The sequence below is a fragment of the Variovorax sp. OAS795 genome (assembly GCF_040546685.1).
In the GTDB taxonomy this organism is placed as follows: Bacteria; Pseudomonadota; Gammaproteobacteria; order Burkholderiales; family Burkholderiaceae_C; genus Variovorax.
On record NZ_JBEPOH010000001.1, the window covers coordinates 3,388,371 to 3,410,536 of the forward strand.

The 22,166-nt window shown below is 66.6% G+C and carries 23 protein-coding genes and 1 pseudogene; 10 read left to right on the forward strand and 14 right to left on the reverse strand.

Features of this window, described 5'->3' with window-relative positions:
• Window positions 1-17 precede the first annotated feature (17 nt).
• The 3 genes and pseudogenes from ABID97_RS16370 to ABID97_RS16380 form a co-directional block, all read right to left on the reverse strand.
• A complete protein-coding gene (locus ABID97_RS16370) occupies window positions 18-497 on the reverse strand; it encodes an aromatic-ring-hydroxylating dioxygenase subunit beta (protein WP_354399493.1) in 480 nt (159 codons plus the stop codon).
• A pseudogene (locus ABID97_RS16375) lies at window positions 494-1,755 on the reverse strand (aromatic ring-hydroxylating dioxygenase subunit alpha). Before ABID97_RS16375 ends, ABID97_RS16370 begins: the two are co-directional and overlap by 4 nt.
• Before the next feature lie 33 nt (window positions 1,756-1,788).
• Window positions 1,789-2,778, reverse strand: a complete 990-nt coding sequence (locus ABID97_RS16380; RefSeq protein WP_354399494.1) for a 2Fe-2S iron-sulfur cluster-binding protein — start codon at window positions 2,776-2,778, stop codon at window positions 1,789-1,791.
• 126 nt (window positions 2,779-2,904) lie between these two features.
• Between ABID97_RS16380 and ABID97_RS16385 the strand changes: the two genes are divergently transcribed.
• Genes ABID97_RS16385 through ABID97_RS16395 form a run of 3 tightly spaced genes read left to right on the forward strand, consistent with a single transcriptional unit; the run spans window position 2,905 to window position 5,141 of the window.
• Entirely contained in the window at window positions 2,905-3,819 is a 915-nt protein-coding gene (locus ABID97_RS16385; protein WP_354399495.1) for a LysR family transcriptional regulator, read from the forward strand.
• A gap of 25 nt (window positions 3,820-3,844) precedes the next feature.
• Window positions 3,845-4,456 carry a DNA-3-methyladenine glycosylase I gene (locus ABID97_RS16390; protein WP_354399496.1) on the forward strand — a complete coding sequence of 204 codons (612 nt, stop codon included), beginning with the start codon at window positions 3,845-3,847 and terminating at the stop codon, window positions 4,454-4,456.
• A gap of 52 nt (window positions 4,457-4,508) precedes the next feature.
• Window positions 4,509-5,141, forward strand: coding sequence for a dioxygenase family protein (locus tag ABID97_RS16395; RefSeq protein WP_354399497.1), 633 nt, complete (start codon window positions 4,509-4,511; stop codon window positions 5,139-5,141).
• A gap of 30 nt (window positions 5,142-5,171) precedes the next feature.
• On the opposite strand, the gene guaA is transcribed toward ABID97_RS16395, so the two are convergent.
• The 4 genes from guaA to guaB form a co-directional block, all read right to left on the reverse strand.
• Window positions 5,172-6,821, reverse strand: a complete 1,650-nt coding sequence (guaA, locus tag ABID97_RS16400) for a glutamine-hydrolyzing GMP synthase (RefSeq protein WP_354399498.1) — start codon at window positions 6,819-6,821, stop codon at window positions 5,172-5,174.
• 14 nt (window positions 6,822-6,835) lie between these two features.
• The gene (locus ABID97_RS16405) at window positions 6,836-7,255 is read right to left on the reverse strand and encodes a type II toxin-antitoxin system VapC family toxin (protein WP_354401789.1); all 420 of its coding nucleotides are present in this window, start codon (window positions 7,253-7,255) and stop codon (window positions 6,836-6,838) included.
• Between the two features lie 11 nt (window positions 7,256-7,266).
• On the reverse strand, window positions 7,267-7,515 hold the full coding sequence (locus ABID97_RS16410) for a type II toxin-antitoxin system Phd/YefM family antitoxin (protein ID WP_354399499.1): 249 nt from the start codon (window positions 7,513-7,515) through the stop codon (window positions 7,267-7,269).
• 76 nt (window positions 7,516-7,591) lie between these two features.
• A complete protein-coding gene (gene guaB, locus ABID97_RS16415) occupies window positions 7,592-9,061 on the reverse strand; it encodes an IMP dehydrogenase (RefSeq protein ID WP_354399500.1) in 1,470 nt (489 codons plus the stop codon).
• A 179-nt stretch (window positions 9,062-9,240) separates the two neighbouring features.
• Between guaB and ABID97_RS16420 the strand changes: the two genes are divergently transcribed.
• Window positions 9,241-9,756 carry a DUF4124 domain-containing protein gene (locus tag ABID97_RS16420; RefSeq protein WP_354399501.1) on the forward strand — a complete coding sequence of 172 codons (516 nt, stop codon included), beginning with the start codon at window positions 9,241-9,243 and terminating at the stop codon, window positions 9,754-9,756.
• Window positions 9,757-9,773: 17 nt separating this feature from the next.
• On the opposite strand, the gene ABID97_RS16425 is transcribed toward ABID97_RS16420, so the two are convergent.
• Both ABID97_RS16425 and ABID97_RS16430 read right to left on the reverse strand, forming a co-directional pair.
• On the reverse strand, window positions 9,774-10,109 hold the full coding sequence (locus ABID97_RS16425) for an RnfH family protein (RefSeq protein ID WP_354399502.1): 336 nt from the start codon (window positions 10,107-10,109) through the stop codon (window positions 9,774-9,776).
• A 7-nt stretch (window positions 10,110-10,116) separates the two neighbouring features.
• Window positions 10,117-10,563, reverse strand: coding sequence for a type II toxin-antitoxin system RatA family toxin (locus ABID97_RS16430; RefSeq protein ID WP_354399503.1), 447 nt, complete (start codon window positions 10,561-10,563; stop codon window positions 10,117-10,119).
• Between the two features lie 62 nt (window positions 10,564-10,625).
• On the opposite strand from ABID97_RS16430, the gene smpB reads away from it, so the two are divergent.
• The 6 genes from smpB (at window position 10,626) to ABID97_RS16460 (ending at window position 15,036) form a co-directional block, all read left to right on the forward strand.
• On the forward strand, window positions 10,626-11,102 hold the full coding sequence (smpB, locus tag ABID97_RS16435) for an SsrA-binding protein SmpB (protein ID WP_215245412.1): 477 nt from the start codon (window positions 10,626-10,628) through the stop codon (window positions 11,100-11,102).
• Window positions 11,103-11,196: 94 nt separating this feature from the next.
• Window positions 11,197-11,577: a COG4315 family predicted lipoprotein gene (locus tag ABID97_RS16440; RefSeq protein ID WP_354399504.1), complete on the forward strand. Its 381-nt coding sequence runs from the start codon at window positions 11,197-11,199 to the stop codon at window positions 11,575-11,577.
• A gap of 24 nt (window positions 11,578-11,601) precedes the next feature.
• Window positions 11,602-12,117 carry a sigma-70 family RNA polymerase sigma factor gene (locus tag ABID97_RS16445; protein WP_354399505.1) on the forward strand — a complete coding sequence of 172 codons (516 nt, stop codon included), beginning with the start codon at window positions 11,602-11,604 and terminating at the stop codon, window positions 12,115-12,117.
• Between the two features lie 6 nt (window positions 12,118-12,123).
• Complete coding sequence (locus ABID97_RS16450; protein ID WP_354399506.1) at window positions 12,124-12,948, forward strand: anti-sigma factor family protein; 825 nt, start codon at window positions 12,124-12,126, stop codon at window positions 12,946-12,948.
• Between the two features lie 73 nt (window positions 12,949-13,021).
• A complete protein-coding gene (locus ABID97_RS16455; protein WP_354399507.1) occupies window positions 13,022-13,417 on the forward strand; it encodes a COG4315 family predicted lipoprotein in 396 nt (131 codons plus the stop codon).
• A 176-nt stretch (window positions 13,418-13,593) separates the two neighbouring features.
• Entirely contained in the window at window positions 13,594-15,036 is a 1,443-nt protein-coding gene (locus ABID97_RS16460; RefSeq protein ID WP_354399508.1) for a hypothetical protein, read from the forward strand.
• A 19-nt stretch (window positions 15,037-15,055) separates the two neighbouring features.
• On the opposite strand, the gene ABID97_RS16465 is transcribed toward ABID97_RS16460, so the two are convergent.
• The 5 genes from ABID97_RS16465 to infB are packed head-to-tail and all read right to left on the reverse strand — an operon-like array spanning window position 15,056 to window position 22,155.
• Window positions 15,056-15,985 carry a DMT family transporter gene (locus ABID97_RS16465; RefSeq protein WP_354399509.1) on the reverse strand — a complete coding sequence of 310 codons (930 nt, stop codon included), beginning with the start codon at window positions 15,983-15,985 and terminating at the stop codon, window positions 15,056-15,058.
• A gap of 22 nt (window positions 15,986-16,007) precedes the next feature.
• Window positions 16,008-17,843 (reverse strand): translational GTPase TypA, encoded by a 1,836-nt coding sequence (gene typA, locus ABID97_RS16470; RefSeq protein ID WP_354399510.1) that lies wholly within the window; start codon window positions 17,841-17,843, stop codon window positions 16,008-16,010.
• The gene (gene truB, locus ABID97_RS16475) at window positions 17,840-18,796 is read right to left on the reverse strand and encodes a tRNA pseudouridine(55) synthase TruB (protein WP_354399511.1); all 957 of its coding nucleotides are present in this window, start codon (window positions 18,794-18,796) and stop codon (window positions 17,840-17,842) included. Before truB ends, typA begins: the two co-directional genes overlap by 4 nt.
• A 2-nt stretch (window positions 18,797-18,798) precedes the next feature.
• The gene (rbfA, locus tag ABID97_RS16480; RefSeq protein WP_028258724.1) at window positions 18,799-19,170 is read right to left on the reverse strand and encodes a 30S ribosome-binding factor RbfA; all 372 of its coding nucleotides are present in this window, start codon (window positions 19,168-19,170) and stop codon (window positions 18,799-18,801) included.
• A gap of 21 nt (window positions 19,171-19,191) precedes the next feature.
• Window positions 19,192-22,155, reverse strand: a complete 2,964-nt coding sequence (infB, locus tag ABID97_RS16485) for a translation initiation factor IF-2 (RefSeq protein WP_354399512.1) — start codon at window positions 22,153-22,155, stop codon at window positions 19,192-19,194.
• Window positions 22,156-22,166: the final 11 nt, after the last annotated feature.

Consider the following 22,166-nt stretch of genomic DNA (forward strand, 5'->3'; position numbering starts at 1 on the left):
GGGTTTTCTTGCGTGGCTCAGATGGGATAGATGATCGAGTTGGGGATCATCTCGCTGTCGAAGACGCACAGGCGCGAAGCGAACTTCAGGCCTTCGGGCGTCGGCACAACCTTGTCGATGTAGCGGCCGACGTTGAACACGGTCGAGGCCTGGTCGAGCTTGGTGCGGAACACCGCGTAGTTGGCTTCGCTGTGGATCGCGCCATCGTCGTCGACCGCATGCACCAGCGGCAGGCCGACCACGTGGCGCTGGTAGTACGGGTCATGAAAGAGCGTTTCCTTGATGCCGTACACCCGGTCTTCGAGCATGCCGCGGCTCTCGAACGACAGGGTGGCGAGCGGCAGGCCGCGTTCATGGTTCTCGCGCGGCTGCAGCCGGTAGCTGCATTGCTCGACGAAGAACGCGGGCCACAGCTCCCAATGGCCCGAATCGACCGCGTGCGCATAGGCCGCGTAGAGCCGCGACAGTGCGAGATAGGCGTTGGCGTCGAGCGTCATGCGGCCTCCATCACTTCGCGCCAGTAGCGGTACATGCCGCGGATCAGCGTCTCGGTGACCATGTGGTCGGTGTTCTCGACCTCTCGCCCGCCCAGTTCGGCCAGCGTGCGGTGGTAGGGCTTCTGCTCGAAGCCTTCCTGCGAGAACTCGATCACCTCGCCGTCGTCGGCCGAGACGAAACCCGCGGGCCCGAACAGGTTCGCCTGGCGCAGGCGGCGCTGGGTCATTTCCTCGGTGTCGTCCTCGAAGCCGAAATGCGTCCAGACAAAATCGAAGGCGTCGTGGCCCACCGGCTGGATGTGCCGCGTCGACACGCTGTTGACCTGCTGCTGCAGGATGAGGCTCGGGAACAGCGTCATCATCACGGCGGTCGGCCCGCCCCACCAGGGCTCGGGCACGATGTCCAGGAAACGCGGATCCTTGAGCTGCATGCTCTCCTTGAAGCTCGAGACTTGCGTCACCTGCGCGGCCTTGCCGGCACTGCCGCGGGTGGAAATCATCGCGGCGTGGCGGCCGTGCGAATCCATCTTGAGCTCCGACTTGTTGTCGGCGCGCCAGAGGCCGAAGGTCACGAACCAGGTGTGCAGCAGCCCCGGGTGGTACGGGTCCTTGATGTTCTCCTGCATCAGCCCTTCCAGTTGCCCGGAATGCGCTGGCGGCTGTAGCCAAGGATCTTGAGCTGGCGTCCGTCGAACAGCCGGTCGAAGTAGTGCAGGATGTCCGGCCCGAGGAACTCCTCGAACGACTCGACGCCGTGGTCGAAAGAGGCGAACACCACGCCGCCGCGCGATGCCACCTTGAGCTTGTTGAGCCCGTGGTCCTCGGTCTTGAAATCGGCCGGCATGCCGCCGTGCACCTTGCCGTCCTGCTTCACGCCGCGGCGGAACGGCACGCCCTGCAGGTCGCCCTTGAGCGTGTAGTTCCACTGGTGGTAAGGGCAGACAAACTCTTTCCTGTTGCCATGGCGTTCGCGGCAGAACTGCATGCCGCGGTGCGCGCACACGTTCTCGAACACATGGATCGCGCCCTCTTCGTCGCGCGACATCACGACAGAGCGCTCGCCGATGGCGGTGCGCTTGAAATCGCCCGGGTTCGGGATCTCCGCTTCGAGCCCGACGTAGCACCAGTGCTTCTCATAGAAAAAGCGCTGCAGTTCCTTCTTGTGCAGGGCTTCGTCGGTGTACGCCATGAAGGGAATGCGGCTGGTCTTGTCGCTCTCCCACCGCAGTTCGACGGGGAATACGGCTTGCGTGCTCATCGGGGTTTCCTTTTCTTGTCGGTTTCTCTGCGCTCAGGTGCCTTGCAGGTAGAAGGCATCGGCATGGGTCTGCTCGGGTGCCAGCCCGCGGTCGCGCACGAGCTGGGTCACGGCCTCTACCATCGGCGGCGATCCGCAGAGGTAGGCGCGCCACCCCTCCAGGCTGCCGGGCCAGTCGGCGCGGATCGCATCGGTGATCAGGCCCTGGCGCTGGTTGGCGCGCGCCGGGCCGGTGACCACCACCACGTGCACTTCCAGCCCCGAATGCTGCGCCTGGAGCGCACGCAACTCCTGCAGCCCGTACACGTCGGCATCGGAGCGCACGCCCAGGTAGAGGTGAATCGGCTGCATCAGGTCGGCCGCGATCGCACCGCGCACGATCGAAAGGATCGGTGCGAGGCCGGTGCCGCCTGCCGCGCAGAGCATCGGCCCGCGGTGCCGGGTGCGCAGATAGGCCGTGCCCAGGGGCCCGCTCACGCGCACTGCATCGCCGATGCGCAGCTGCTCGAAGATGTGCGCGGTCACGCGGCCCCCGGGCACCCTGCGAACGTGGAACTCGAGCTCCGCGTCACGGCTCAGCCCCGCCATCGAATAGGGCCGCGCCAGGTCGGGCGCGAACTGCAGCTGCGCATACTGTCCCGGCGAAAATTCGAGCGGCTTGTTGGGCTTGAGGCGCAGGCGGCGAATGTCGTGCGTGAGCACATCGATGCCGGTGACGGTCGCCTTGAGGATGCGCGCCGGGTGCACCACCACTTCGTCGGGCTCCGGGATCTCGATGGTGCAGCTTTCGGTCAGCGTGCTCTGGCATGCCAGCACATAGCGCTCGCCCTGCCCGTCGGGCCGGATCGTGTCCTGCCCGCCGTCGAGCACCTGGCCCGACACCACCTTGCAGCGGCAGGTGCCGCAGCGCCCCGACATGCAGCTGTAGGACACCGGCACATGGTGCTCGCGCAGCACTTCCAGCAGGTTGGCGCCGGGGCGGACCTCGAGGGTGCGGGCAAGGGGCTGAATGTGCAGGTCCATCTGGGGCTCTCGTTGCGCCGGCGCTGGCGCCGGCTTGTCTCTGGAGCGGATGATGCGCGGACACTGCGGATTGACCAATAGAATCCGGTGAATCGGCCACATCACTGCCGTGAATAAAGCCCTGGCATGCAACTCAAGGACATCGATCTCAACCTGTTGCTGGTGTTCGACCGCATGCTGGCCGAAAAGCGGGTCTCGGCGGTGGCCGCATCGCTCGGCCTCTCCCAGCCCGCGATCAGCAACGCGCTCGCACGGCTGCGCAAGCTGCTCGGCGACGAGCTTTTCCTGCGCACCTCGCGCGGCATGGAACCGACGCCCTTCGCGCTCCAACTGGCCGAGCCGGTGGCCTATGCGATGGGCGCGCTGCACACGGCGCTCAACCAGCAGGTGGTGTTCGACCCCGCGACCAGCACCCGCAGCTTTTCGCTCGCGATGACCGACATCGGCGAGATCTACTTCACGCCCAGGCTCATGGAAGCGCTGTCGAAGGTGGCGCCGGGCGTGACGGTCAGCACGGTGCGCAACAACGCGTCCACCAGCCTGCGCGACGAGCTCGAATCCGGCCACGTCGACATCGCGATCGGCCTGCTGCCGCAGCTCAAGGCGGGCGTGTTCCAGCGCCGGCTGTTCATGCAGCGCTATGTGTGCATCTTTTCTTCGGCGCATCCGCTGGCGCGAAAACGCAGCGTGTCGCTGAAGGATTTCAGCGCGGCCGACCATGTGCTGGTGCAGGCCGCGGGCACGGGGCACGGCAAGGCCGACGACGTGATGGCCGCGCAGGGCATCCAGCGGCGCATCCGGCTCAAGGTGCCGCACTTCGTGGCGATCGGGCACATTCTTCGCTCGAGCGGGATGATCGCCACCGTGCCCGAGCGCCTGGCCCAAAGCATCGCCGAGCCTTTCGGGCTGGTGTGGCGCCCGCATCCGGTGCCCTTGCCGCAGATCGCGATCAACCTGTTCTGGCACGCCAAGGTGCACCGCGATCCGGGCAACCAGTGGCTTCGCGGATTGCTCTTCGACAACTTTGCGGACGGCGGCTAGGCCGGCCCTGCAACCGACACTCAAGATGAACACATTGATCAACGGCCCCGACGGCCACCCGCGCTGCCGCTGGTGCGCGTCCGCGCCGGAATTCCTGGCCTACCACGACACCGAATGGGGCTTTCCGGTGGCCGACGATCACCGGCTCTTCGAGAAGATCTGCCTCGAAGGCTTCCAGTCGGGGCTCAGCTGGCGCACCATCCTGGCGAAGCGGGAGAACTTTCGCGCGGCCTTCTGCGGCTTCGATTTCGACAAGGTTGCGCGTTTCACCGGGCGCGACGTCGAGCGCCTGCTGCAGGACCCGGGCATCGTGCGCCATCGCGGCAAGATCGAAGCCGTGATCCACAATGCCGCCCGCGCGCAGGAGCTGGTCGCCACCCATGGTTCGCTGGCCTCGTTCTTCTGGCGCCACGAGCCCGATGCCGGGCAGCTCGGAGAGCCGCAGACCGCTTCGACCTCCGAGGCGTCCATCGCCCTGTCCAAGGCCCTGAAGAAGCTCGGCTGGAAGTTCGTCGGCCCGACGACGGTGTTCGCCTTCATGCAGGCGATGGGCCTCGTCAATGACCACGCGACCGGCTGCGTCATCAGGCCAAAGGCCGAGCGCGCACGCGGCGCATTCAGGCGCCCGGCGCGCTGACGCGGTGATCTGGGCTGCGGAACTCGCGCCCCCGGTGCGGCTCTGACGGAACATGAACGCCCCGTCCGACGTCGGCCTTCCGCGCCGCACCATTGCCGCGGCACTGGTTGCCGCGCCCGCACTCTGGCTGGGCGCCCGTGCGCAGCCCGCGCCGGCCCGCATCCCGACGCCTTCGCAGACCGAAGGGCCGTTCTATCCGGTCCGACTGCCGCAGGATGCCGACAACGACCTGCTGCGCAACGGCACGCTGGACTACCGCGGCGGCCAGCCCACCTGGATCGACGGCACGGTCACCGACCTGGATGGCAAGCCGCTGCGAGGCGCGCAGGTCGAGATCTGGCAATGCGATGAAAAGGGGCACTACCACCACCCCGGCGACGGGGACCGCGCCGACGCGGCCTTCCAGGGCTTCGGCCGCGTGGCGGTCGGCGCGGACGGCAGCTGGCGCTTTCGCACCATCCGGCCCGTGCCGTACAGCGGCCGCACGCCGCACGTGCACGTCAAGGTGAAGCTCGGCACCCGCGAGCTGCTGACCACGCAACTCTACGTGGCCGGCGACCCGGGCAATGCACGCGACTACCTCTGGCGCAACCTTCCACCGGCCGCGAGGGACGCGGTGACCGTGCCTTTCGAGCGTGCAGCGGATGGATTGCAGGCGCGCTTTCCGATCGTCGTGGCCGCCTGAGCGAGCCAAGCGGCAGGACGCGTCAAGCCGTCATTCCCACTCGATCGTCGCCGGCGGCTTGCTCGACACGTCGTAAGTCACACGATTGATGCCGCGCACCTCATTGATGATGCGGCCCGACACCTTCTTGAGCAGCGCGTAGGGCAGCTCGGCCCAGTCGGCGGTCATGAAGTCGCTGGTCTGCACGGCGCGCAGTGCGACCACGTAGTCGTAGGTGCGGCCGTCGCCCATGACGCCCACGCTCTTCACCGGCAGGAACACGGTGAAGGCCTGGCTCGTGAGGTCGTACCAGCTCTTGCCGGTGGCATCGTCCTTGAAGTTGCGCAGCTCCTCGATGAAGATCGCGTCGGCGCGGCGCAGCAGATCGGCGTATTCCTTCTTCACTTCGCCAAGGATGCGCACGCCCAGGCCCGGGCCGGGGAACGGATGGCGGTACACCATCTCGGGCGGCAGGCCGAGCGCCACGCCGAGCTCGCGCACTTCGTCCTTGAACAGGTCGCGCAGCGGCTCCAGCAACTTGAGGCCGAGCTGCTCGGGCAGGCCGCCCACGTTGTGGTGGCTCTTGATGGTCACGGCCTTCTTGCTCTTGGCACCGCCCGACTCGATGACGTCGGGGTAGATGGTGCCCTGTGCCAGGAAGGTTGCGCCCTTGACGGACGGCCGGCCGTCAACTCCGTTCTTGCCGCCATCGCCTGCTGCCTTGAGCTTGGCGGCCTCCTGCTTGAACACGGTGACGAACTCGCCCCCGATGATCTTGCGCTTGGCTTCGGGCTCGCTCACGCCCGCGAGCTTGCCGAGGAACAGGTCGCTGGCGTCGACGCGGATGACCTTCGCGTGCAGCTTGCCCTCGAACATCTCCATGACCATGTCGCCTTCGTCCAGGCGCAAGAGGCCGTGGTCGACGAACACGCAGGTCAGCTGGTCGCCGATGGCGCGATGGATCAGCGCGGCCGCCACGCTCGAATCGACACCACCGGAGAGGCCGAGAATGACTTCCTCGTCGCCCACCTGCTCGCGGATCTTCGCCACGGCTTCGGCGATGTGGTCGCGCATGACCCAGTCGGGCTTGGACTCGCAGATGCCCAGCACGAAGCGCTCGATGATCGCCTTGCCCTGCACCGTGTGCGTCACCTCCGGGTGGAACTGCAGCGCGTAGTAGCGGCGCGCCTCGTCGGCCATGCCGGCGATGGGGCAGCTCTCGGTGCTCGCCATGAGCTTGAAGCCGGGCGGCAGCTCGGTGACCTTGTCGCCGTGGCTCATCCACACGTTGAGCATGCCGTGGCCTTCGGGCGTGGTGAAGTCGGCGATGTCCTTCAGCAGTGCGGTGTGGCCATGGGCGCGCACCGATGCAAAACCGAACTCGCGCTTGTGGCCGCCCTCGACCTTGCCGCCGAGCTGGTGCGCCATGGTCTGCATGCCGTAGCAGATGCCGAGCACGGGCACGCCCAGGTCGAACACCGCTTGCGGGGCCTTGTCCGTGGTCTCTTCGTACACGCTGGCATGGCTGCCCGAAAGGATCACACCCTTGAGGTGGCCGTCAGCCGCGTATTCGCGCACCCATTCGTCGGTCACGTCGCAGGGATGCACTTCGCTGAGCACGTGCGCCTCGCGCACACGCCGTGCGATGAGCTGCGTGACTTGCGAGCCGAAATCGAGGATGAGGATCTTGTCGTGTTGCATGGAAGAAGACTCGGTCAGAGCGTTGAAATGTCGAACAGCCTGACGCCCGCTTGCGGCGCAGCCTGGATGAGTTGCTCGTCGAAAGTGGCGAGCGGGAGATCGAGCGAGCGCGCCAGCCAGAGGTAGCCCGCATCGTAGACAGAGACGCCGGCGTCGATGGCGACGGCCAGCACAGCCTTGTGCTGTGCGGGCGCGAGTTCGTGAAGCTCCACGCGGTGGCGGATGGCGTCGAGCACGCTCCACAACCCTTCGACCGCCGGCGCGGGAATGCGGCCGCTGCGCACGCCGTTGGCAAGGATGTTCGCGCACTCCCATTGCCACGCGCTGGGCGCCTGCGGCTCGACCTCGTCGCGGCGGATGGCGGCGTAGAGCTTGCGGGTGTGTTCGCTGGCCTGGTCGGGCAAGAGCCAGGCCGCGGTGACGGAAGCGTCCATGACGAAGGCCGTCACGATCGACGCCCTTCGCCGCGCAATGCGTGCACCGGGCGCCCGGGCCGGATGGAGGCGTGCAGCGCGTCGATCTGGCCGAGTTCGCGCGCGATCTGCTCATCGGTGATGACGGGCTTGCGCCGCACCGGCAGCATGCGCACGACTTCCTTGCCGTGGCGGGTGATGCGAACCTCCTCGCCCTTTTCGACCAGGTCGATGAGGGCGGAGAAGTTATTCTTGGCTTCGGCGATGCCGATGGATTGCATTTGGGCCAGAAAATATTGATCTGGCCAGATTCTAAACGGAATCTGGCCTCACTTTAACAATCTGGCCAGAACAGCCTTATTCAGCGCGGTAGTTCGGCGCTTCCTTGGTGATCTGCACGTCGTGCACGTGGCTCTCGCGGATGCCGGCCGTGGTGATCTCGACGAACTCGGCCTTGTTCTTCATGTCTTCGATCGTTGCGCAGCCGCAGTAGCCCATGCTGGCGCGCAAGCCGCCGGACATCTGGTACACGATCGAGACCATCGAGCCCTTGTAGGGGACGCGGCCTTCGATGCCTTCGGGCACCAGCTTGTCGGCGTTGGGATTGCCGGTGGTCGATTCCTGGAAGTAGCGGTCGGCGCTGCCCTGCTGCATGGCGCCGATGGAGCCCATGCCGCGGTAGCTCTTGTAGCTGCGGCCCTGGAACAGCACGATCTCGCCCGGCGCCTCTTCGGTGCCCGCGAACATGCCGCCCATCATCACGGTGCTGGCGCCCGCGGCAATGGCCTTGGCGATGTCGCCCGAGTAGCGGATGCCGCCGTCGGCAATCAGCGGAATGCCGGTGCCCTGCAGCGCGGTGGCCACGTTGTCCACGGCCATGATCTGCGGCACGCCCACGCCGGCCACGATGCGCGTGGTGCAGATGGAGCCAGGGCCGATGCCGACCTTGACCGCATCGGCGCCGGCATCGGCCAGCGCACGCGCCGCGTCGCCGGTGGCGATGTTGCCGCCGATCACGTCGACCTGCGGATAGTTCCTCTTGACCCAGCGCACGCGCTCGATCACTCCGGCGCTGTGGCCGTGCGCGGTGTCGACCACGATGGCGTCGACGCCGGCCTTGACCAGCGCTTCCACGCGCTCCTCGGTGCCCTCGCCCACGCCGACCGCCGCGCCCACGCGCAGGCGGCCCGAGGGATCGCGCGCCGCATTGGGGAAGCTGGTCTGCTTGGTGATGTCCTTGACCGTGATCAGGCCCTTGAGCTCCCACGCGCTGTTGATGACCAGCAGGCGTTCGAGCTTGTGCTTGTTGAGCAGCGCCTTGGCCTCGGCCAGCGTGGTGCCATCGGGCACGGTGATGAGCTTTTCGCGCGGCGTCATGATCTCGCTGACCGGCACGTCGTAGCGGTTTTCGAAGCGCAGGTCGCGCCCCGTGACGATGCCGACCACCTTGCCGCCGTCGAGCACCGGGAAGCCCGAAATGCCGAGTTCGTCGGACAGCTGCATGACCTGCAGCACGGTGTGCGTGGGCGTGATCACCACCGGATCGCGCAGCACGCCCGATTCGTAGCGCTTCACCTTGGCCACCTGCGCGGCCTGCTCGGCCGCGGTGAAGTTCTTGTGCACGATGCCGATGCCGCCTTCCTGCGCGATCGCGATCGCGAGGCGTGCCTCGGTGACCGTGTCCATCGCGGCGGAGACCAGCGGCAGATTCAGCGCGATGTTGCGGGAGAAGCGGGTGGCGAGAGAGGTGTCCTTGGGCAGGACCTGGGAGAACGCTGGCACCAACAACACGTCGTCGAAGGTGAGCGCTTTGCCGAGAAGGCGCATGGGTGAAGCTCCAAAAGACGGATTGTAGCGATGCTCGGTACTTACCCGCCCCGCCAGGGCCTTCGGACGGCCGGTGCGTGCCGGCGAATGAGGCCGAACGTAGCCAATTTCCAACTCGAACCAGGCAAAAGCTCGCCCGGCCAGTGTTGCCAAACGTAAGGCAACGCTAAACTCGCTGCATGAAATTTGCGCATTGGCTCGTACTGGGATGTGTTTGCCTGCTGCCGCTCTCGGCCAGCGCGCAATGGCAATGGATCGACAAGAACGGCAAGAAGGTCTTCAGCGACCAGGCGCCACCGCCGGACGTGCCCGAGAAGAACATCCTGCGCCGCTCCGGCACCCCGCCGCCGCGCGCCGGCTACACGCCGGCCCCTGCGGAAGCGGAGGCGGCCGAAGGCGCCAAGCCGCGCGAAGCGTCGGCTGCGCCCAAGCCCGCAGGTGTCGACAAGGAACTCGAGGAAAAGACCAGGAAGGCCCAGGCGGAAGAAAAAGCCAAGCAGGCCGCAGAGGCGGAGAAGAACGCCAAGATCAAGGCGGAGAACTGCGACCGCGCGCGCCAGGGCAAGGCAACATTCGACAGCGGCATCCGCGTGGCCAAGGTCAACGCGAAGGGCGAGCGCGAAATCATGGACGATGCCGCGCGCGCCGCGGAGCAGAAACGCCTTCAAACGATCATCGAAAGCGACTGCAAGTAACCGCGGGGCGCGCCGGTTCAGTAGCCGGCCTTGCCGCCCTTTCGGCGATTCGCAAAAAGGCCGGTGCCGCGCGCGCCCTGGCGCTGGAAGCGCTCGCGGCGGGCCACCTTGGGATCGACGGCCAGCGGCCGGCACAGCTCCACGCGGTCGCCGTCTGCCAGCACCTGGTCCCACCCGACTTCCCTGCCCCAGATTCCCGGGGTCATCGCCTGGCGCCAGTCCGGCCGCGGCAAGCGCTCTGCAAGGCCGCTGGCCAGAACGGCGTCGTCCACCGTGGCGCCGGCCGGCAGCTGGAGGATTTGCTCGAACACCTCGCGAGGCGCGGGCGAGCAGCTCAGCGTGACCTGGATCATCGATTCGTCAGGCCGTGCCGTAGACCTGCTCGGCGCGCTTGACGAAGGCCTCGACCAGGCTGGAGGCGACGGTGTCGAACACCGGTCCCACCAGGGCCTGCAGCGCGAAGTTGCTGAAGCCGTAGCTCATGTGCAGCTCGACGCGGCAGGCGCGCTCGCCGGGCTCGCCCACGGGCACGAATTTCCAGGTGCCGTCGAGGTTGGAGAACGGCCCGTCGACCAGCTTGAGATGCACTTCGCGCCCCGGCACGTGCGTGTTGCGGGTTGTGAAACTCTGGTGCAGGCCGGCAAAAGCCAGGCCCACTTCGGCGGTCATTCCGGCTTCGTCTTCCTCGATGACCCGGGACTTGTCGCACCAGGGCAAGAACTGCGGATATTTCTCCACATCGGTGACGAGCGCGTACATCTCTTCGGCGCTGTACCAGATGAGGACGGACTTGTTGACGGTTTTCATAGAATCGGGACAGCGTGCGCGACGGATTGTATTGAAGCCATGCGCCCCCACCTTCCCGAGCCATGGCCACCAAGAAACAAGATACCTCCTCCCGCATTGCCGACAACAAGAAGGCCGCGTACAACTATTTTTTCGAAGAACGCTTCGAAGCCGGCATCGTCCTCGAGGGCTGGGAAGTCAAGTCCCTGCGCGAAGGCAAGGTCCAGCTGACCGACGGCTACGTGGTGATCCGCGACGGCGAGCTGTTCGTCGTCGGCTTGCAGATCAACCCGCTCAAGAGCGCGTCCACCCACGTCAACCCCGATTCCATCCGCACCAAGAAGCTGCTGCTGCACAAGGAGGAGATCCGGCGCCTGGTCGGCAAGGTCGAGCAGAAGGGCTACACGCTGGTGCCGCTCAACCTGCACTGGAAGGCCGGCAAGATCAAGCTCGAGATCGCACTCGCCAAGGGCAAGGCCGAGCACGACAAGCGCGACACCATCAAGGACCGCGAAGGCAAGCGCGAGGTCGAGCGCGCAATGAAGAGCCGCAGCCGCTGATTCTTTTTTTTGCGCGGCATGGAATAGAACGCGCGCAGCAGGCGTTTGTGCGGTGTCATCGGATCGTCGGTGCCACCCAACCAGGAGTCCTTCCATGTCGCCATTCCGCGCATCCTCCGCCGGCCTTGCCGCCGCGCTGCTGAGCAGCCTGCTCGCACTCCCTGCACTTGCCCAGCCCGAGCCCGCCGACGGCGCCCTTGTGGGCCCGACCGGCATGACGCTCTACACCTTCGACAAGGACACCGCCGGCAGCGGCAAATCGGCCTGCAATGGCGGCTGCGCAACCAACTGGCCGCCCTTCATGGCCACCGACAGCGACAAGCCCGCGGGCGACTTCACCATCGTCACGCGCGACGACGGCAAGAAGCAATGGGCCGCCAAGGGCTGGCCGCTCTACTACTGGGCCAAGGACACGAAGCCCGGCGACAAGACCGGCGACGGCGTCGGCGGTGCCTGGAAAACCGCCAAGCCCTGAGCGCAGCCGCACTGCCAGCCTTCCGTGGACGCCCGCCTGCTTGCCGAACAGATCCCGAGCTTGCGCCGCTATGCACGCGCGCTCACGGGCGATGCATGGGCGGCCGACGACCTGGTTCAGGACACGCTCGAGCGCGCATGCGGCAAGTGGCGTCTCTGGCATGTGGGCAGCGACCTGCGCGCGTGGCTCTTCACGGTCATGCACAACATCTTCGCGAGCCAGCGGCGGCGCGCGCCGCCTGCGCACAGTCTCGTCCCGCTGGACGACGTGGCGCATGAGTTGCACGGTGCCGCCGATCCGGGGCGGGACCTCGCAAGCGGCCTCGACCTGCAGCGCTGCCTCATGCAGCTGCCCGAAGAGCAGCGCGCCGTGCTGCTGCTGGTGTCGCTCGAAGACCTTTCGTATGCGGAGGTGGCCAAGGTGCTCGGCATTCCCGCCGGGACCGTGATGTCGCGCCTCTCGCGCGCCCGTGCGCGCCTGCACGACCTGATGGATGGCGCCGCTGCGCCGAGCCGCCCCGGCCTGCGCCGCCTCAAGTGAACAACCATGAATCGCCCTGCCCCGCCCCCTGCTGACGACGAGCTGCATGCCTTCGTCGATGGCCAGCTGGCACCGCACCGCCGGTCCGAAATCGAGGATGCCCTGGCCCGCGACCCTTCGCTTGCCGAACGGGTCGCGGCCTGGCGCAGCCAGCGCGATGCCCTGCGCCGGCTCCATGGCGAACTGCTCGGCGAGCCGGTTCCGGCCCACCTGTTGGGCGCGCTCGATCGCAGCCAGCCCCGTGAAGCCCGGCAAGGCCGCTGGTCGCGCTGGGGCGGCATGGCGGCCGGTGTGCTGGTGGCCTTTGCCGCCGGCTGGCTCGGCAATGCCCAATGGTCGGCGCGGCACGCTGCGCCGGTCCCGCTGGCCAAGGCGCCGGCGATGCGCGAGTTCGTGCACGATGCCTCCGTGGCGCATGCGGTCTACGCGCCCGAGAAAAGACATCCGGTCGAAGTGGGCGCCACCGAGCAGCAGCATCTCGTGCAATGGCTCTCCAAACGGCTGGACAAGCCGCTCAAGGTGCCCGACCTGGCATCGATGGGCTACACGCTCGTCGGCGGCCGCCTGCTGCCTGGAGAGAGCGGCGCGCGCGCCCAGTTCATGTTCGAGGACACGGCCGGAGAACGCGTGACGCTCTATATCGGCACCCTCGACGGCCGCACAGCCGCAGGGGCCGCCGCTTCGCGCGAAACAGCGTTCCGCTTTGCATCCGAGGGGCCGGTGCCCAGCTTCTACTGGGTGGACCAGGGCTTCGGCTATGCCGTGGCTGGCAAGCTGCCGCGCGACGTTTTGCTCAAACTGGCGACGCTTGCCTACCGCGATTTGTCCTGAGGCCGGCATAAACTGCCGGCTCGCGCAACCAACCCACTTGTTTACGCGAATTTTCAACTGAAGGAGAAACTGCATGAAATTGCTCAGCGCCTCGATTCTCGCGGCGGCCTTGCTCGCCGGCTGCGGCGGCATGTCCAACAAGACGGCCAGCGCACCCGACACCCCCACCCGCACGGCCGACGGCGTGCTCGTCGGACCGAACGGCATGACGCTGTACACCTTCGCCCGCGATACCCCTGGCGCAGGCACCTCCGCGTGCAACGCCCAGTGCGCTGCCAACTGGCCGCCGCTCCCCGTGGCAGAAGCCGCCAAGCCCATGGGCGGCTACACCGTCATCGTGCGCGAAGACGGCAAGAAGCAGTGGGCCTACAAGGGCGCTCCGCTCTACTACTGGACGAAGGACGCCAAGCCCGGCGACAAGACCGGCGACGGCGTCTTGAACGGTGCCTGGAAAGTCGCGCGCCCCTGATCGCGCGGTCTCATGATCGTGAAGGCCCCGGCGTCTGTCGGGGCCTTTTTTCTTTTTTGCTTTCCCCTGCATACCGCGGCAACTGACGCGCGTTTGTGCGCCTTAGTTCGCGCCGCGCTGCGTCGCCTCGGCCATCGCAGCGCGTGGGCCGGACCCGCGCACGGCAGAATTTCCGCATGACTTCAGTCGATGCCGATCCGGACGCCTTCCTCGCCCTTCTTGACTGCGGCCTGATCTCCAGCGCCCAGCATGAGGCAGTGATTGCCCATCCGGAGAACGCCGCGCTCCCGCCGCTTCCCGGCCCCGCGCACGCGCTGGCCTGGATGTGCGTGAAGGGACTGATCACCAGAAGTGATCTGAAAGCCACCGTCGAAGATCTCGAAAAGGCTGCGCCTGACCGCGACCGCTTCAGCATTGCAGAAGACATCGCCTGGGAGGCAGAGGAAATGCTGGAGCTCGGCGACCGCGGCATCACGCACGAAGCCGTTACCGCGCTCTATAACGTCGGCCTGATCGACATCGAAACGCGCGACATGGCGCTCGAGGAAACACCCCTCGTCGGCACCGCGCCTGCCGCGCCGGCAGATACGCTGGCATGGCTGGTGATCGACGGCCTGCTCGAACAGGAACAGTTCAAGCGCATGCTCGCCGAGGTCGAGGCCGAGGCAGTCTTTGCCACGGCGGCCGAGCGCGCGCGCATCGTCGCCGAAGCACGCGTGGTGATCGCCGCCGACGAACACACAAGAAGCTTGGCGCATGCAAAGGCACGGCGCAAGCGCCGCAATGGCGCGTGGACGATCGGGCTGGCTGCGCTTGCGCTCGTTGCCTGGATCGGCTGGGGCATGTTCACCCCTGCCGATGCTCCGGCCTGCGATGCCGATTCCACGCGCGCCACGCTGCGGGGCCTCATGCTGCGGGTGTCGATCCAAGTGCGCAGGGAAACGCTTGATGTACGCGAAAAGTCCCAGATCGGCCTATACACGGTGAGCGGCATTCGACAGGTCGGCTATCGCAAGGACGAACGCATGCGCGGTTGCATGGCAACAATGACGCGGGGCGCCGCCACCACGTCCATCGCCTTCACCATCGGACCGGATTCCCCCGATGAAGCGGACAAAATGATGGTGCGCGGCGCCAAGGAAGCCATCGTCCAGGCCCGCTTCGGAAATCTCGATGCGAACGGCAGGCCGCTCTACACTGCCGAACCGCTCGGCCGCGCAGCACTTGAGAAGGCCTTGCGAGAAGGCGTCGAAAACTTGCCGCGCTCGCTGTCCCGCCAAGCGGCCGAAAGCCTGATCGAGCGAATGGCCGAACGCGCCCGGCAGGGCCGGCACACAGGGCTCGCAGCCACCGACCCGGACCGCAAGCGCAAGATCGCCGACTTCGAGCTCACAGGTGCTTGCCGCGCCCATGAGGACGGAACGAGCCATATCTGCCCACTGGTCATCGAGTACAACGACCGGCTGCTGAGCCTCACCGGCGGCACGTCGCTTGTGCTGCGGAGCGAATTCACTTTCGTCCCTGAAAACGGCAGCTGGCGCATGGGCAACGACTTTGCCACGCGATTCGATCGCGCCCTGATGGACAGCCGCCGGGGCGAAGTCGCCCTGCCGCAATAGCCGGAGATACGCAGCGTTTCTAGTGCGCGCCGGGAAGCACGCCGTCGCTCACCGCCGCGCGGCGTCCGCGCATGGCCAGCAGTTCGTTGAACACCAGCGCGCCGATGACCAGCACACCGCCGGTCAGCACGCTCGCAGCGGGTTCCTCGCCCGCACCGAGCCATGCCAGCGCAATGCCGAAGATCACTTCGAGCAGCGCGAGCAAAGCCACTTCGGGCGCCTTCAGCACCCGCGCACAAAGCACCGAGAGCACGCAGGGAATCGCGAGCTGGAACACGCCAAGGAAAGCCAGCAGGCCGAGGTCGTGCGGGGTCGCCTTGAACGGAAGCGCAAACGGCAGGGTGGCGAGCGTGCTGAGCGCGGCGCCGATGAGCACCGCGGGCACCAGGTCGATGTTGCGCCCCTTGGCCTGCGCATGCTGGACCACGGTCCAGTTGGTGGCACCCGCGAGCGGCACGCAAAGCGCCACCAGCGTTCCGATCAGCGAGCCACCCGCCGGTCCGCCCTGCATCAGTTGCGTGCCGTACATCCACGCGATGCCCAGGCCGGCCACCACGATGGCGAGCCAGGTCCGGGCCGGCAGGCGGTGCCCGATGAAAAGGCGCGCGGCCAGCGCGGTGAGCAGGGGCCCGAGAGACATCGTGACCAGCACGCTGGCCGTCGATGCCAGCGTGAGCGCCACCATGAAGGCCGTGAACATCACGGTCCAGCAGACGCCCGAGATCCAGAGCTCGCGCCCGCCGCTGCGTATCTGCGAGAACACCGCGCGGCCGCGCCAGAGCGGCAGGATCACCAGCAGCGCCACCATCGTGAAGAGGCTGCGCCAGAAGGTGATCTCGAAACTGTTCGCCTGCTCGAGGTGCCGCGTGACGACGCCCGCCGTGGCCCACATCAGGGTCACGGCGACCATCAGCCACACGGCCCCGCCGTGCGTCAGGCGCAGCAGCATCGGTCGACTGCGGTGAAGGCGATCAGCTCGCCATGTCGCGGCTGGCGCGCTTGCGCTCGTTTTCCTTCAGGAAACGCTTGCGCAGGCGCACGCTCTTGGGCGTGATCTCGACCAGTTCGTCGTCCTCGATGAATTCCACGCCGTATTCGAGAGTGAGTTCGATCGGCGGCGTGACCTTGATCGCGTCTTCCTTGCCCGAGACACGGAAGTTGGTCAGCTGCTTGGTGCGCGTCGCGTTCACCACCAGGTCGTTGTCGCGGCTGTGGATGCCGACGATCATGCCTTCGTACACCGGATCGTTCGCCTTCACGAACATGCGGCCGCGGTCGTCCAGCTTGCCCAATGCGTAGGTGAAGATTTCGCCGTCGTCCATGGAAATGAGCACGCCATTCTTGCGCCCGCCGATGTCGCCCTTGTGCGCCTCGTAGCTGTCGAAGATGTTGCTGATGAGGCCCGAGCCGCGCGTCAGGTTCAGGAATTCATTCGTGAAGCCGATCAGGCCACGCGCCGGGATGCGGTACTCCAGGCGCACACGGCCACGGCCGTCCGGTTCCATGTTGATCAGCTCGCCCTTGCGCTCGCCCAGCGCCTGCATCACGCCGCCCTGGTGCTGCTCTTCGATGTCGGCCGTGACCAGCTCGATGGGTTCGTGCTTCTCGCCGTCGACGGTGCGGAACACCACGCGCGGCTTCGACACGGCCATTTCATAGCCTTCGCGGCGCATGTTTTCCAAGAGGATGGTGAGGTGCAGTTCGCCGCGGCCCATCACTTCGAAGATGCCTTCTTCGTCGGTTTCGTTCACGCGCAGCGCAACGTTGTGCTGCAGTTCCTTCTGCAGGCGGTCCCAGATCTGGCGGCTGGTCACGAACTTGCCTTCGCGGCCGGCCAGCGGGCTGGTGTTGACGCAGAAATTCATGGTCAGGGTCGGCTCGTCGACCTTGAGCATCGGCAGCGGTGCCGGGCTGGCGGGATCGGTCACGGTCACGCCGATGCCGATGTCGGCAATGCCGTTGATCAGCACGATTTCGCCCGGGCCGGCTTCGGTGGCCTGCACGCGGTCCAGGCCCTGGAAGGTCAGCACCTGGTTGACGCGGCCCTTCACTGCCTTGCCGTCCGGACCTTCCATCACCAGCACGTCGGTCATGGGCCTGATGGTGCCCTGGCTGATGCGGCCCACGCCGATGCGGCCGACGAAGGTCGAGAAGTCGAGCGCGGAGATCTGCAGCTGCAGCGGCGCTTCGGGATCGCCCTTCTGGGCCGGCACGTGCTTCAGGATGGTGTTGAACAGGGCCGACATGTCGGGGCCCCACTGCTCGCCCGCCGCGCCTTCTTCGAGCGACGACCAGCCGTTGATGCCCGAGGCGTACACCACGGGGAAGTCGAGCTGTTCGTCGGTGGCGCCGAGCTTGTCGAACAGGTCGAAGGCGGCGTTCACCACCTTGTCGGGATTTGCGCCCGGCTTGTCGACCTTGTTCACGACCAGGATGGGCTTGAGGCCGAGGGCCAGCGCCTTCTTGGTCACGAAGCGCGTCTGCGGCATCGGGCCTTCCTGCGCGTCGATCAGCAGCACCACGCCGTCGACCATCGACAGCGCGCGTTCCACTTCACCGCCGAAGTCCGCGTGGCCCGGGGTGTCGACGATGTTGATGTGCGTGCCTTCCCAGGTCACGGCGCAGTTCTTGGCCAGGATCGTGATGCCACGTTCCTTTTCGATGGCGTTGTTGTCCATCACCGTGTCGACCACTTTCTCGTGCTCGGCAAAGGTGCCCGACTGCCGCAGCAGCTGGTCGACCATCGTGGTCTTGCCATGGTCCACGTGGGCAATGATGGCGATATTGCGGATTTGCTTGGTACTCATGGTGTCACTTCGCTCTGTTGTGCGTTCAAAAGAATTTGCTGGATTTCGATGGGGTTCAGCAAGCGCCCCGGGATCAGTTCGTTGGCCGTGACATGGGCCGTGCCGAGAAATGCCGCCGGCTCGGCGCCGAACACCGCCACCTGGGCAGCATCGGCCCAATCGCCCCGGCGGCGCAGGCCCGACAGGAAGCGTGCCGCATCTTCGGTGCCCAGCGTGACGCGGCTGTGGCCTTCCACCAGCGACTCGGCAGGCAGGAGCCGTGCCAGGCGCTCGTCTTCGTCCATGGCTTCGAGCGCCTCGAGCGTGACGCACTGCGCCTCGCCGAAATCGCCGGTGGCCGTGCGGCGCAGGGAGGTCAGGTGCGCGCCGCAGCCCAGCGCCTCGCCGATGTCCTCGCCGAGGGTCCGGATGTAGGTGCCCTTGCTCACGGTCGCGACGATGCGCAGCGAGACGTCGTCGGTGCGGCGCACCGACAGCGCGTGGATCACGACGTCACGCGGCGCGCGCTCGATCTCGATGCCTTCGCGGGCGTACTCGTACAGCGCCTTGCCGTCCTTCTTGAGCGCGCTGTGCATCGGCGGCACCTGGCGGATCGGGCCGGTGAACTGCGCCTCGACGCGCGCCAGGTCTTCAGGCGTGACCTGCACGGGGCGCTCGGCGATCACCTCGCCCTCGGCATCGCCGGTGGCGGTCTTGATGCCCAGGCGGGCGGTGGCCTCGTAGGTCTTGTCGGCGTCGAGGTGCAGCTGGCTGAACTTGGTGGCCGCGCCAAAGCACAGCGGCAGCACGCCGGTGGCCAGCGGATCGAGCGTGCCGGTGTGGCCCGCTTTTTCGGCGCGCAGCAACCACTTGGCCTTTTGCAAGGCCTGGTTGCTGGAGAGTCCCAGCGGTTTGTCGAGCAACAACACCCCATGCACAGGGCGCCGCTGCACCCTGGTGCGTGGCGCATTCATGGTCAGTCGTCTTTCGAACGCGAGGCGACGGCCTGTGCGATGAGCGCATTCATGTCGGCCGCACGCTCGGTGGTGCGGTCGAACAGGAAGTGCAGCGTCGGCACGGTGTGGATGTGCAGGCGCTTGAACAGGCCGTTGCGGAGGAACCCCGCGGCCTGGTTCAGCGCTTCGGTGGTCTCGGCCACGTCGCCCGTGAGCATGCTGAAGTAGACCTTCGCATGCGCATAGTCGGGCGTGACCTCGACCGCCTGGATCGTGACCATGCCCACGCGCGGGTCCTTCAACTCGCGCGCGATCAGTTCCGTCAGGTCCCGCTGGATCTGGTCGGCAACCTTGAACGCGCGGTTGGGGGCGGCGGCTTTTCTTTTCGGCATGGACTCTCTCGCATCGAACGCTTACAGCGTCCGGGCGATTTCCTTGATCTCGAAGAATTCCAACTGATCACCTTCTTTGATGTCGTTGTAGTTCTTGAGCTTGATACCGCACTCGAAGCCTTCGCGCACTTCGCGGACGTCGTCCTTCATGCGCTTGATCGAGTCGACTTCGCCGGTGTAGATCACCACGTTGTCGCGCAGCAGGCGGAAATGCGCCGTGCGGTTGACCGAGCCCGAAGTGATGTACGAACCTGCAACAGTACCGATCTTGGAAGCCACGAACACCGTGCGGATCTCGGCCGAGCCGATGATTTCCTCGCGGCGCTCCGGTGCCAGCATGCCCGACATCGCGACCTTGATCTCGTCCACGGCGTCGTAGATGATGCTGTAGTAGTTCAGCTGCACGCCATTGCCTTCGGCCAGCTTGCGCGCACCGGAATCGGCACGCACGTTGAAGCCGATCACGATCGCCTTCGAGGCGATGGCCAGGTTGATGTCGCTTTCGCTGATGCCGCCGACGCCGGCGTACACGATCTGCACCTTGACTTCCTCGGTCGCCAGCTTGAGCAGCGACTGGGCCAGTGCTTCCTGCGAGCCCTGCACGTCGGCCTTGATGATGATCCGCAGCGTCTGCACTTCGCCGGCCGACAGGTCGGTGAACATGTTCTGCAGGTTCGCGGCCTGGGCCTTCGCCAGCTTGGTGTTGCGGAACTTGCCGGCACGGTAGGTGGCGATTTCGCGCGCACGGCGCTCGTCGCTCATCACCATGAACTCGTCGCCCGCCTGCGGGACTTCGGTCAGGCCCTGGATCTCGACCGGGATCGAGGGACCGGCCGACTTGATGGACTTGCCGTCTTCGTCGAGCATGGCGCGCACGCGGCCATAGGTCGAACCCGCCAGCACCACGTCGCCGGTCTTGAGCGTGCCGGACTGAACCAGCACGGTCGCGACCGGACCGCGGCCCTTGTCGAGCTGCGCTTCGATGACCAGGCCCTTGGCGGCGGCATCCACCGGCGCCTTGAGTTCCAGCACTTCGGCCTGCAGCAGCACCTGCTCGAGCAGTTCGTCGATGCCCTGGCCCGTCTTGGCGGACACGGGCACGAACGGCACGTCGCCGCCGTACTCTTCGGGCACGACTTCTTCAGTCACCAGTTCCTGCTTCACGCGGTCCGGGCTGGCGTCGGGCTTGTCGATCTTGTTGATCGCGACCACGATCGGCACACCGGCAGCTTTCGCGTGCTTGATGGCTTCCTTGGTCTGCGGCATGACGCCGTCGTCGGCCGCCACCACCAGGATGACGATGTCGGTGGCCTGCGCACCGCGGGCACGCATGGCCGTGAAGGCCTCGTGGCCAGGGGTGTCGAGGAACGACACCATGCCGCGTTCGGTCTGCACATGGTAGGCACCGATGTGCTGCGTGATGCCGCCGGCCTCGCCCGCGGCCACCTTGGCGCGGCGAATGTAGTCCAGCAGCGAGGTCTTGCCGTGGTCGACGTGGCCCATGACGGTCACGACCGGTGCGCGCGGCAGGGCTTCGGCGGTTTGCGCGCCGACGTCCTCGTCGGTGAAGGCTTCCGGGTCGTCCAGCGCGGCAACGACCGCGTTGTGGCCCATTTCCTCCACCAGGATCATGGCGGTGTCCTGGTCCAGCGACTGGTTGATGGTCGCCATCTGGCCCAGCTTCATGAGCTGCTTGATGACTTCCTGCGCCTTGACGGCCATCTTGTGCGCGAGCTCGGCCACCGTGATGGTTTCGGGCACGTGCACTTCGAGAATACGCGCCTCGACCGGTGCGGCCTGCACATGCTCTTCATGGCCTCCACGGTCGTTGCTGCCACGGCGCCCGCGCGGGCCTCCGCGCCAGTTGCCGCGGCCGACACCGCCGCTGGCATCGCCGCGGGTCTTGATTTCCTTCTTCTTGGCAGGATCGCCGGCCCAGCTCGACGAGAGCTTGGCGGACTTGACTTCCTTGCCGGCACCGGCGGCGCCGGGCGCTGCGGGCGCACCCGGTGCGGCGGCCGCGCCGGGGCGCGCTGCCGGGGCAGCGGGCTTGTGAAGCGTGCCCTTGACCGCGGCCTTTTCGGGCTGCGGCTTCTCGGGCGCCTTGTGCGGCACCAGCACGCGGGCCGGTGCGTTCATCATGGCGCGAATGGCTTCGGCTTCGGCCAGGGCCTTGCGGCGGCGCTCGTCCAGGTCCTTGGCGCGTGCGGCTTCTTCGTCGGCACGGGCCTTCGATTCGGCGGCGGCCTTGGCCTTGGCGTCTTCCTTGGCTTGCGTGGCGGCCGTCTGCGCAGCCAGCTTGGTATCGGCGGCCTGCTGTTCGGCAGCGGCTGCGGCGGCGGCCGCTGCAGCGACAGGCGCGGCAACAGGCTTGGCCGCTTCCTTCGCAGGCGTTGCGGCAGCGGCCGCGGCGGCCTTCTTCTCGGCCGCGATGCGGGAGGCTTCCTGCTCGGCCTGCTCGGCGCGCTCGGCCTTTTCGGCCTGCTCGCGTTCGCGCGCTTCGGCTTCTTCGCGCAGGCGGCGCTTCTCGACCAGTTCTTCTTCCTGGCGGCGGATCAGCTCGGCCTGGCGGCGCGCCTCTTCCTCGCGGCGGGCCAGTTCGGCTTCGTCGATGTGCGGTGCGGCGGGCGGCGCAGCGGGGGCTTCGGCCACCTGCTGCGATTCTGGGACGGCCGGGTGGCCGTCATCGCGCTGGATGAAGGTGCGCTTCTTGCGCACCTCGACCTGGATGGTGCGGGCGCGGCCGGTGGCGTCGGCCTGCTTGATCTCGCTGGTCGACTTTTTCGTCAGCGTGATCTTCTTGCGCTCGGGCTCGGCGGTGCCATGGCTGGCTTTGAGAAAGCCGAGCAGGCGCTGCTTGTCAGCCTCGGTGAGTGCATCGGTGGGTGCCGCTTTGGGCACGCCTGCGCTCTTGAGCTGGTCAAGCAAGGTTTCGGGAGTCTTCTTGAGCTCGTTCGCGAACTCGGCGACAGTGGTACTGGACATATTGGTTTCGT

Coding starts and splice junctions, on each gene's coding strand:
- ABID97_RS16370 (WP_354399493.1), bottom strand. CDS start 497: ATGACGCTCGACGCCAACGCCTATCTCGCACTGTCGCGGCTCTACGCG.
- ABID97_RS16380 (WP_354399494.1), bottom strand. CDS start 2,778: ATGGACCTGCACATTCAGCCCCTTGCCCGCACCCTCGAGGTCCGCCCC.
- ABID97_RS16385 (WP_354399495.1), top strand. CDS start 2,905: ATGCAACTCAAGGACATCGATCTCAACCTGTTGCTGGTGTTCGACCGC.
- ABID97_RS16390 (WP_354399496.1), top strand. CDS start 3,845: ATGAACACATTGATCAACGGCCCCGACGGCCACCCGCGCTGCCGCTGG.
- ABID97_RS16395 (WP_354399497.1), top strand. CDS start 4,509: ATGAACGCCCCGTCCGACGTCGGCCTTCCGCGCCGCACCATTGCCGCG.
- guaA (WP_354399498.1), bottom strand. CDS start 6,821: ATGCAACACGACAAGATCCTCATCCTCGATTTCGGCTCGCAAGTCACG.
- ABID97_RS16405 (WP_354401789.1), bottom strand. CDS start 7,255: ATGGACGCTTCCGTCACCGCGGCCTGGCTCTTGCCCGACCAGGCCAGC.
- ABID97_RS16410 (WP_354399499.1), bottom strand. CDS start 7,515: ATGCAATCCATCGGCATCGCCGAAGCCAAGAATAACTTCTCCGCCCTC.
- guaB (WP_354399500.1), bottom strand. CDS start 9,061: ATGCGCCTTCTCGGCAAAGCGCTCACCTTCGACGACGTGTTGTTGGTG.
- ABID97_RS16420 (WP_354399501.1), top strand. CDS start 9,241: ATGAAATTTGCGCATTGGCTCGTACTGGGATGTGTTTGCCTGCTGCCG.
- ABID97_RS16425 (WP_354399502.1), bottom strand. CDS start 10,109: ATGATCCAGGTCACGCTGAGCTGCTCGCCCGCGCCTCGCGAGGTGTTC.
- ABID97_RS16430 (WP_354399503.1), bottom strand. CDS start 10,563: ATGAAAACCGTCAACAAGTCCGTCCTCATCTGGTACAGCGCCGAAGAG.
- smpB (WP_215245412.1), top strand. CDS start 10,626: ATGGCCACCAAGAAACAAGATACCTCCTCCCGCATTGCCGACAACAAG.
- ABID97_RS16440 (WP_354399504.1), top strand. CDS start 11,197: ATGTCGCCATTCCGCGCATCCTCCGCCGGCCTTGCCGCCGCGCTGCTG.
- ABID97_RS16450 (WP_354399506.1), top strand. CDS start 12,124: ATGAATCGCCCTGCCCCGCCCCCTGCTGACGACGAGCTGCATGCCTTC.
- ABID97_RS16455 (WP_354399507.1), top strand. CDS start 13,022: ATGAAATTGCTCAGCGCCTCGATTCTCGCGGCGGCCTTGCTCGCCGGC.
- ABID97_RS16460 (WP_354399508.1), top strand. CDS start 13,594: ATGACTTCAGTCGATGCCGATCCGGACGCCTTCCTCGCCCTTCTTGAC.
- ABID97_RS16465 (WP_354399509.1), bottom strand. CDS start 15,985: ATGCTGCTGCGCCTGACGCACGGCGGGGCCGTGTGGCTGATGGTCGCC.
- typA (WP_354399510.1), bottom strand. CDS start 17,843: ATGAGTACCAAGCAAATCCGCAATATCGCCATCATTGCCCACGTGGAC.
- truB (WP_354399511.1), bottom strand. CDS start 18,796: ATGAATGCGCCACGCACCAGGGTGCAGCGGCGCCCTGTGCATGGGGTG.
- rbfA (WP_028258724.1), bottom strand. CDS start 19,170: ATGCCGAAAAGAAAAGCCGCCGCCCCCAACCGCGCGTTCAAGGTTGCC.
- infB (WP_354399512.1), bottom strand. CDS start 22,155: ATGTCCAGTACCACTGTCGCCGAGTTCGCGAACGAGCTCAAGAAGACT.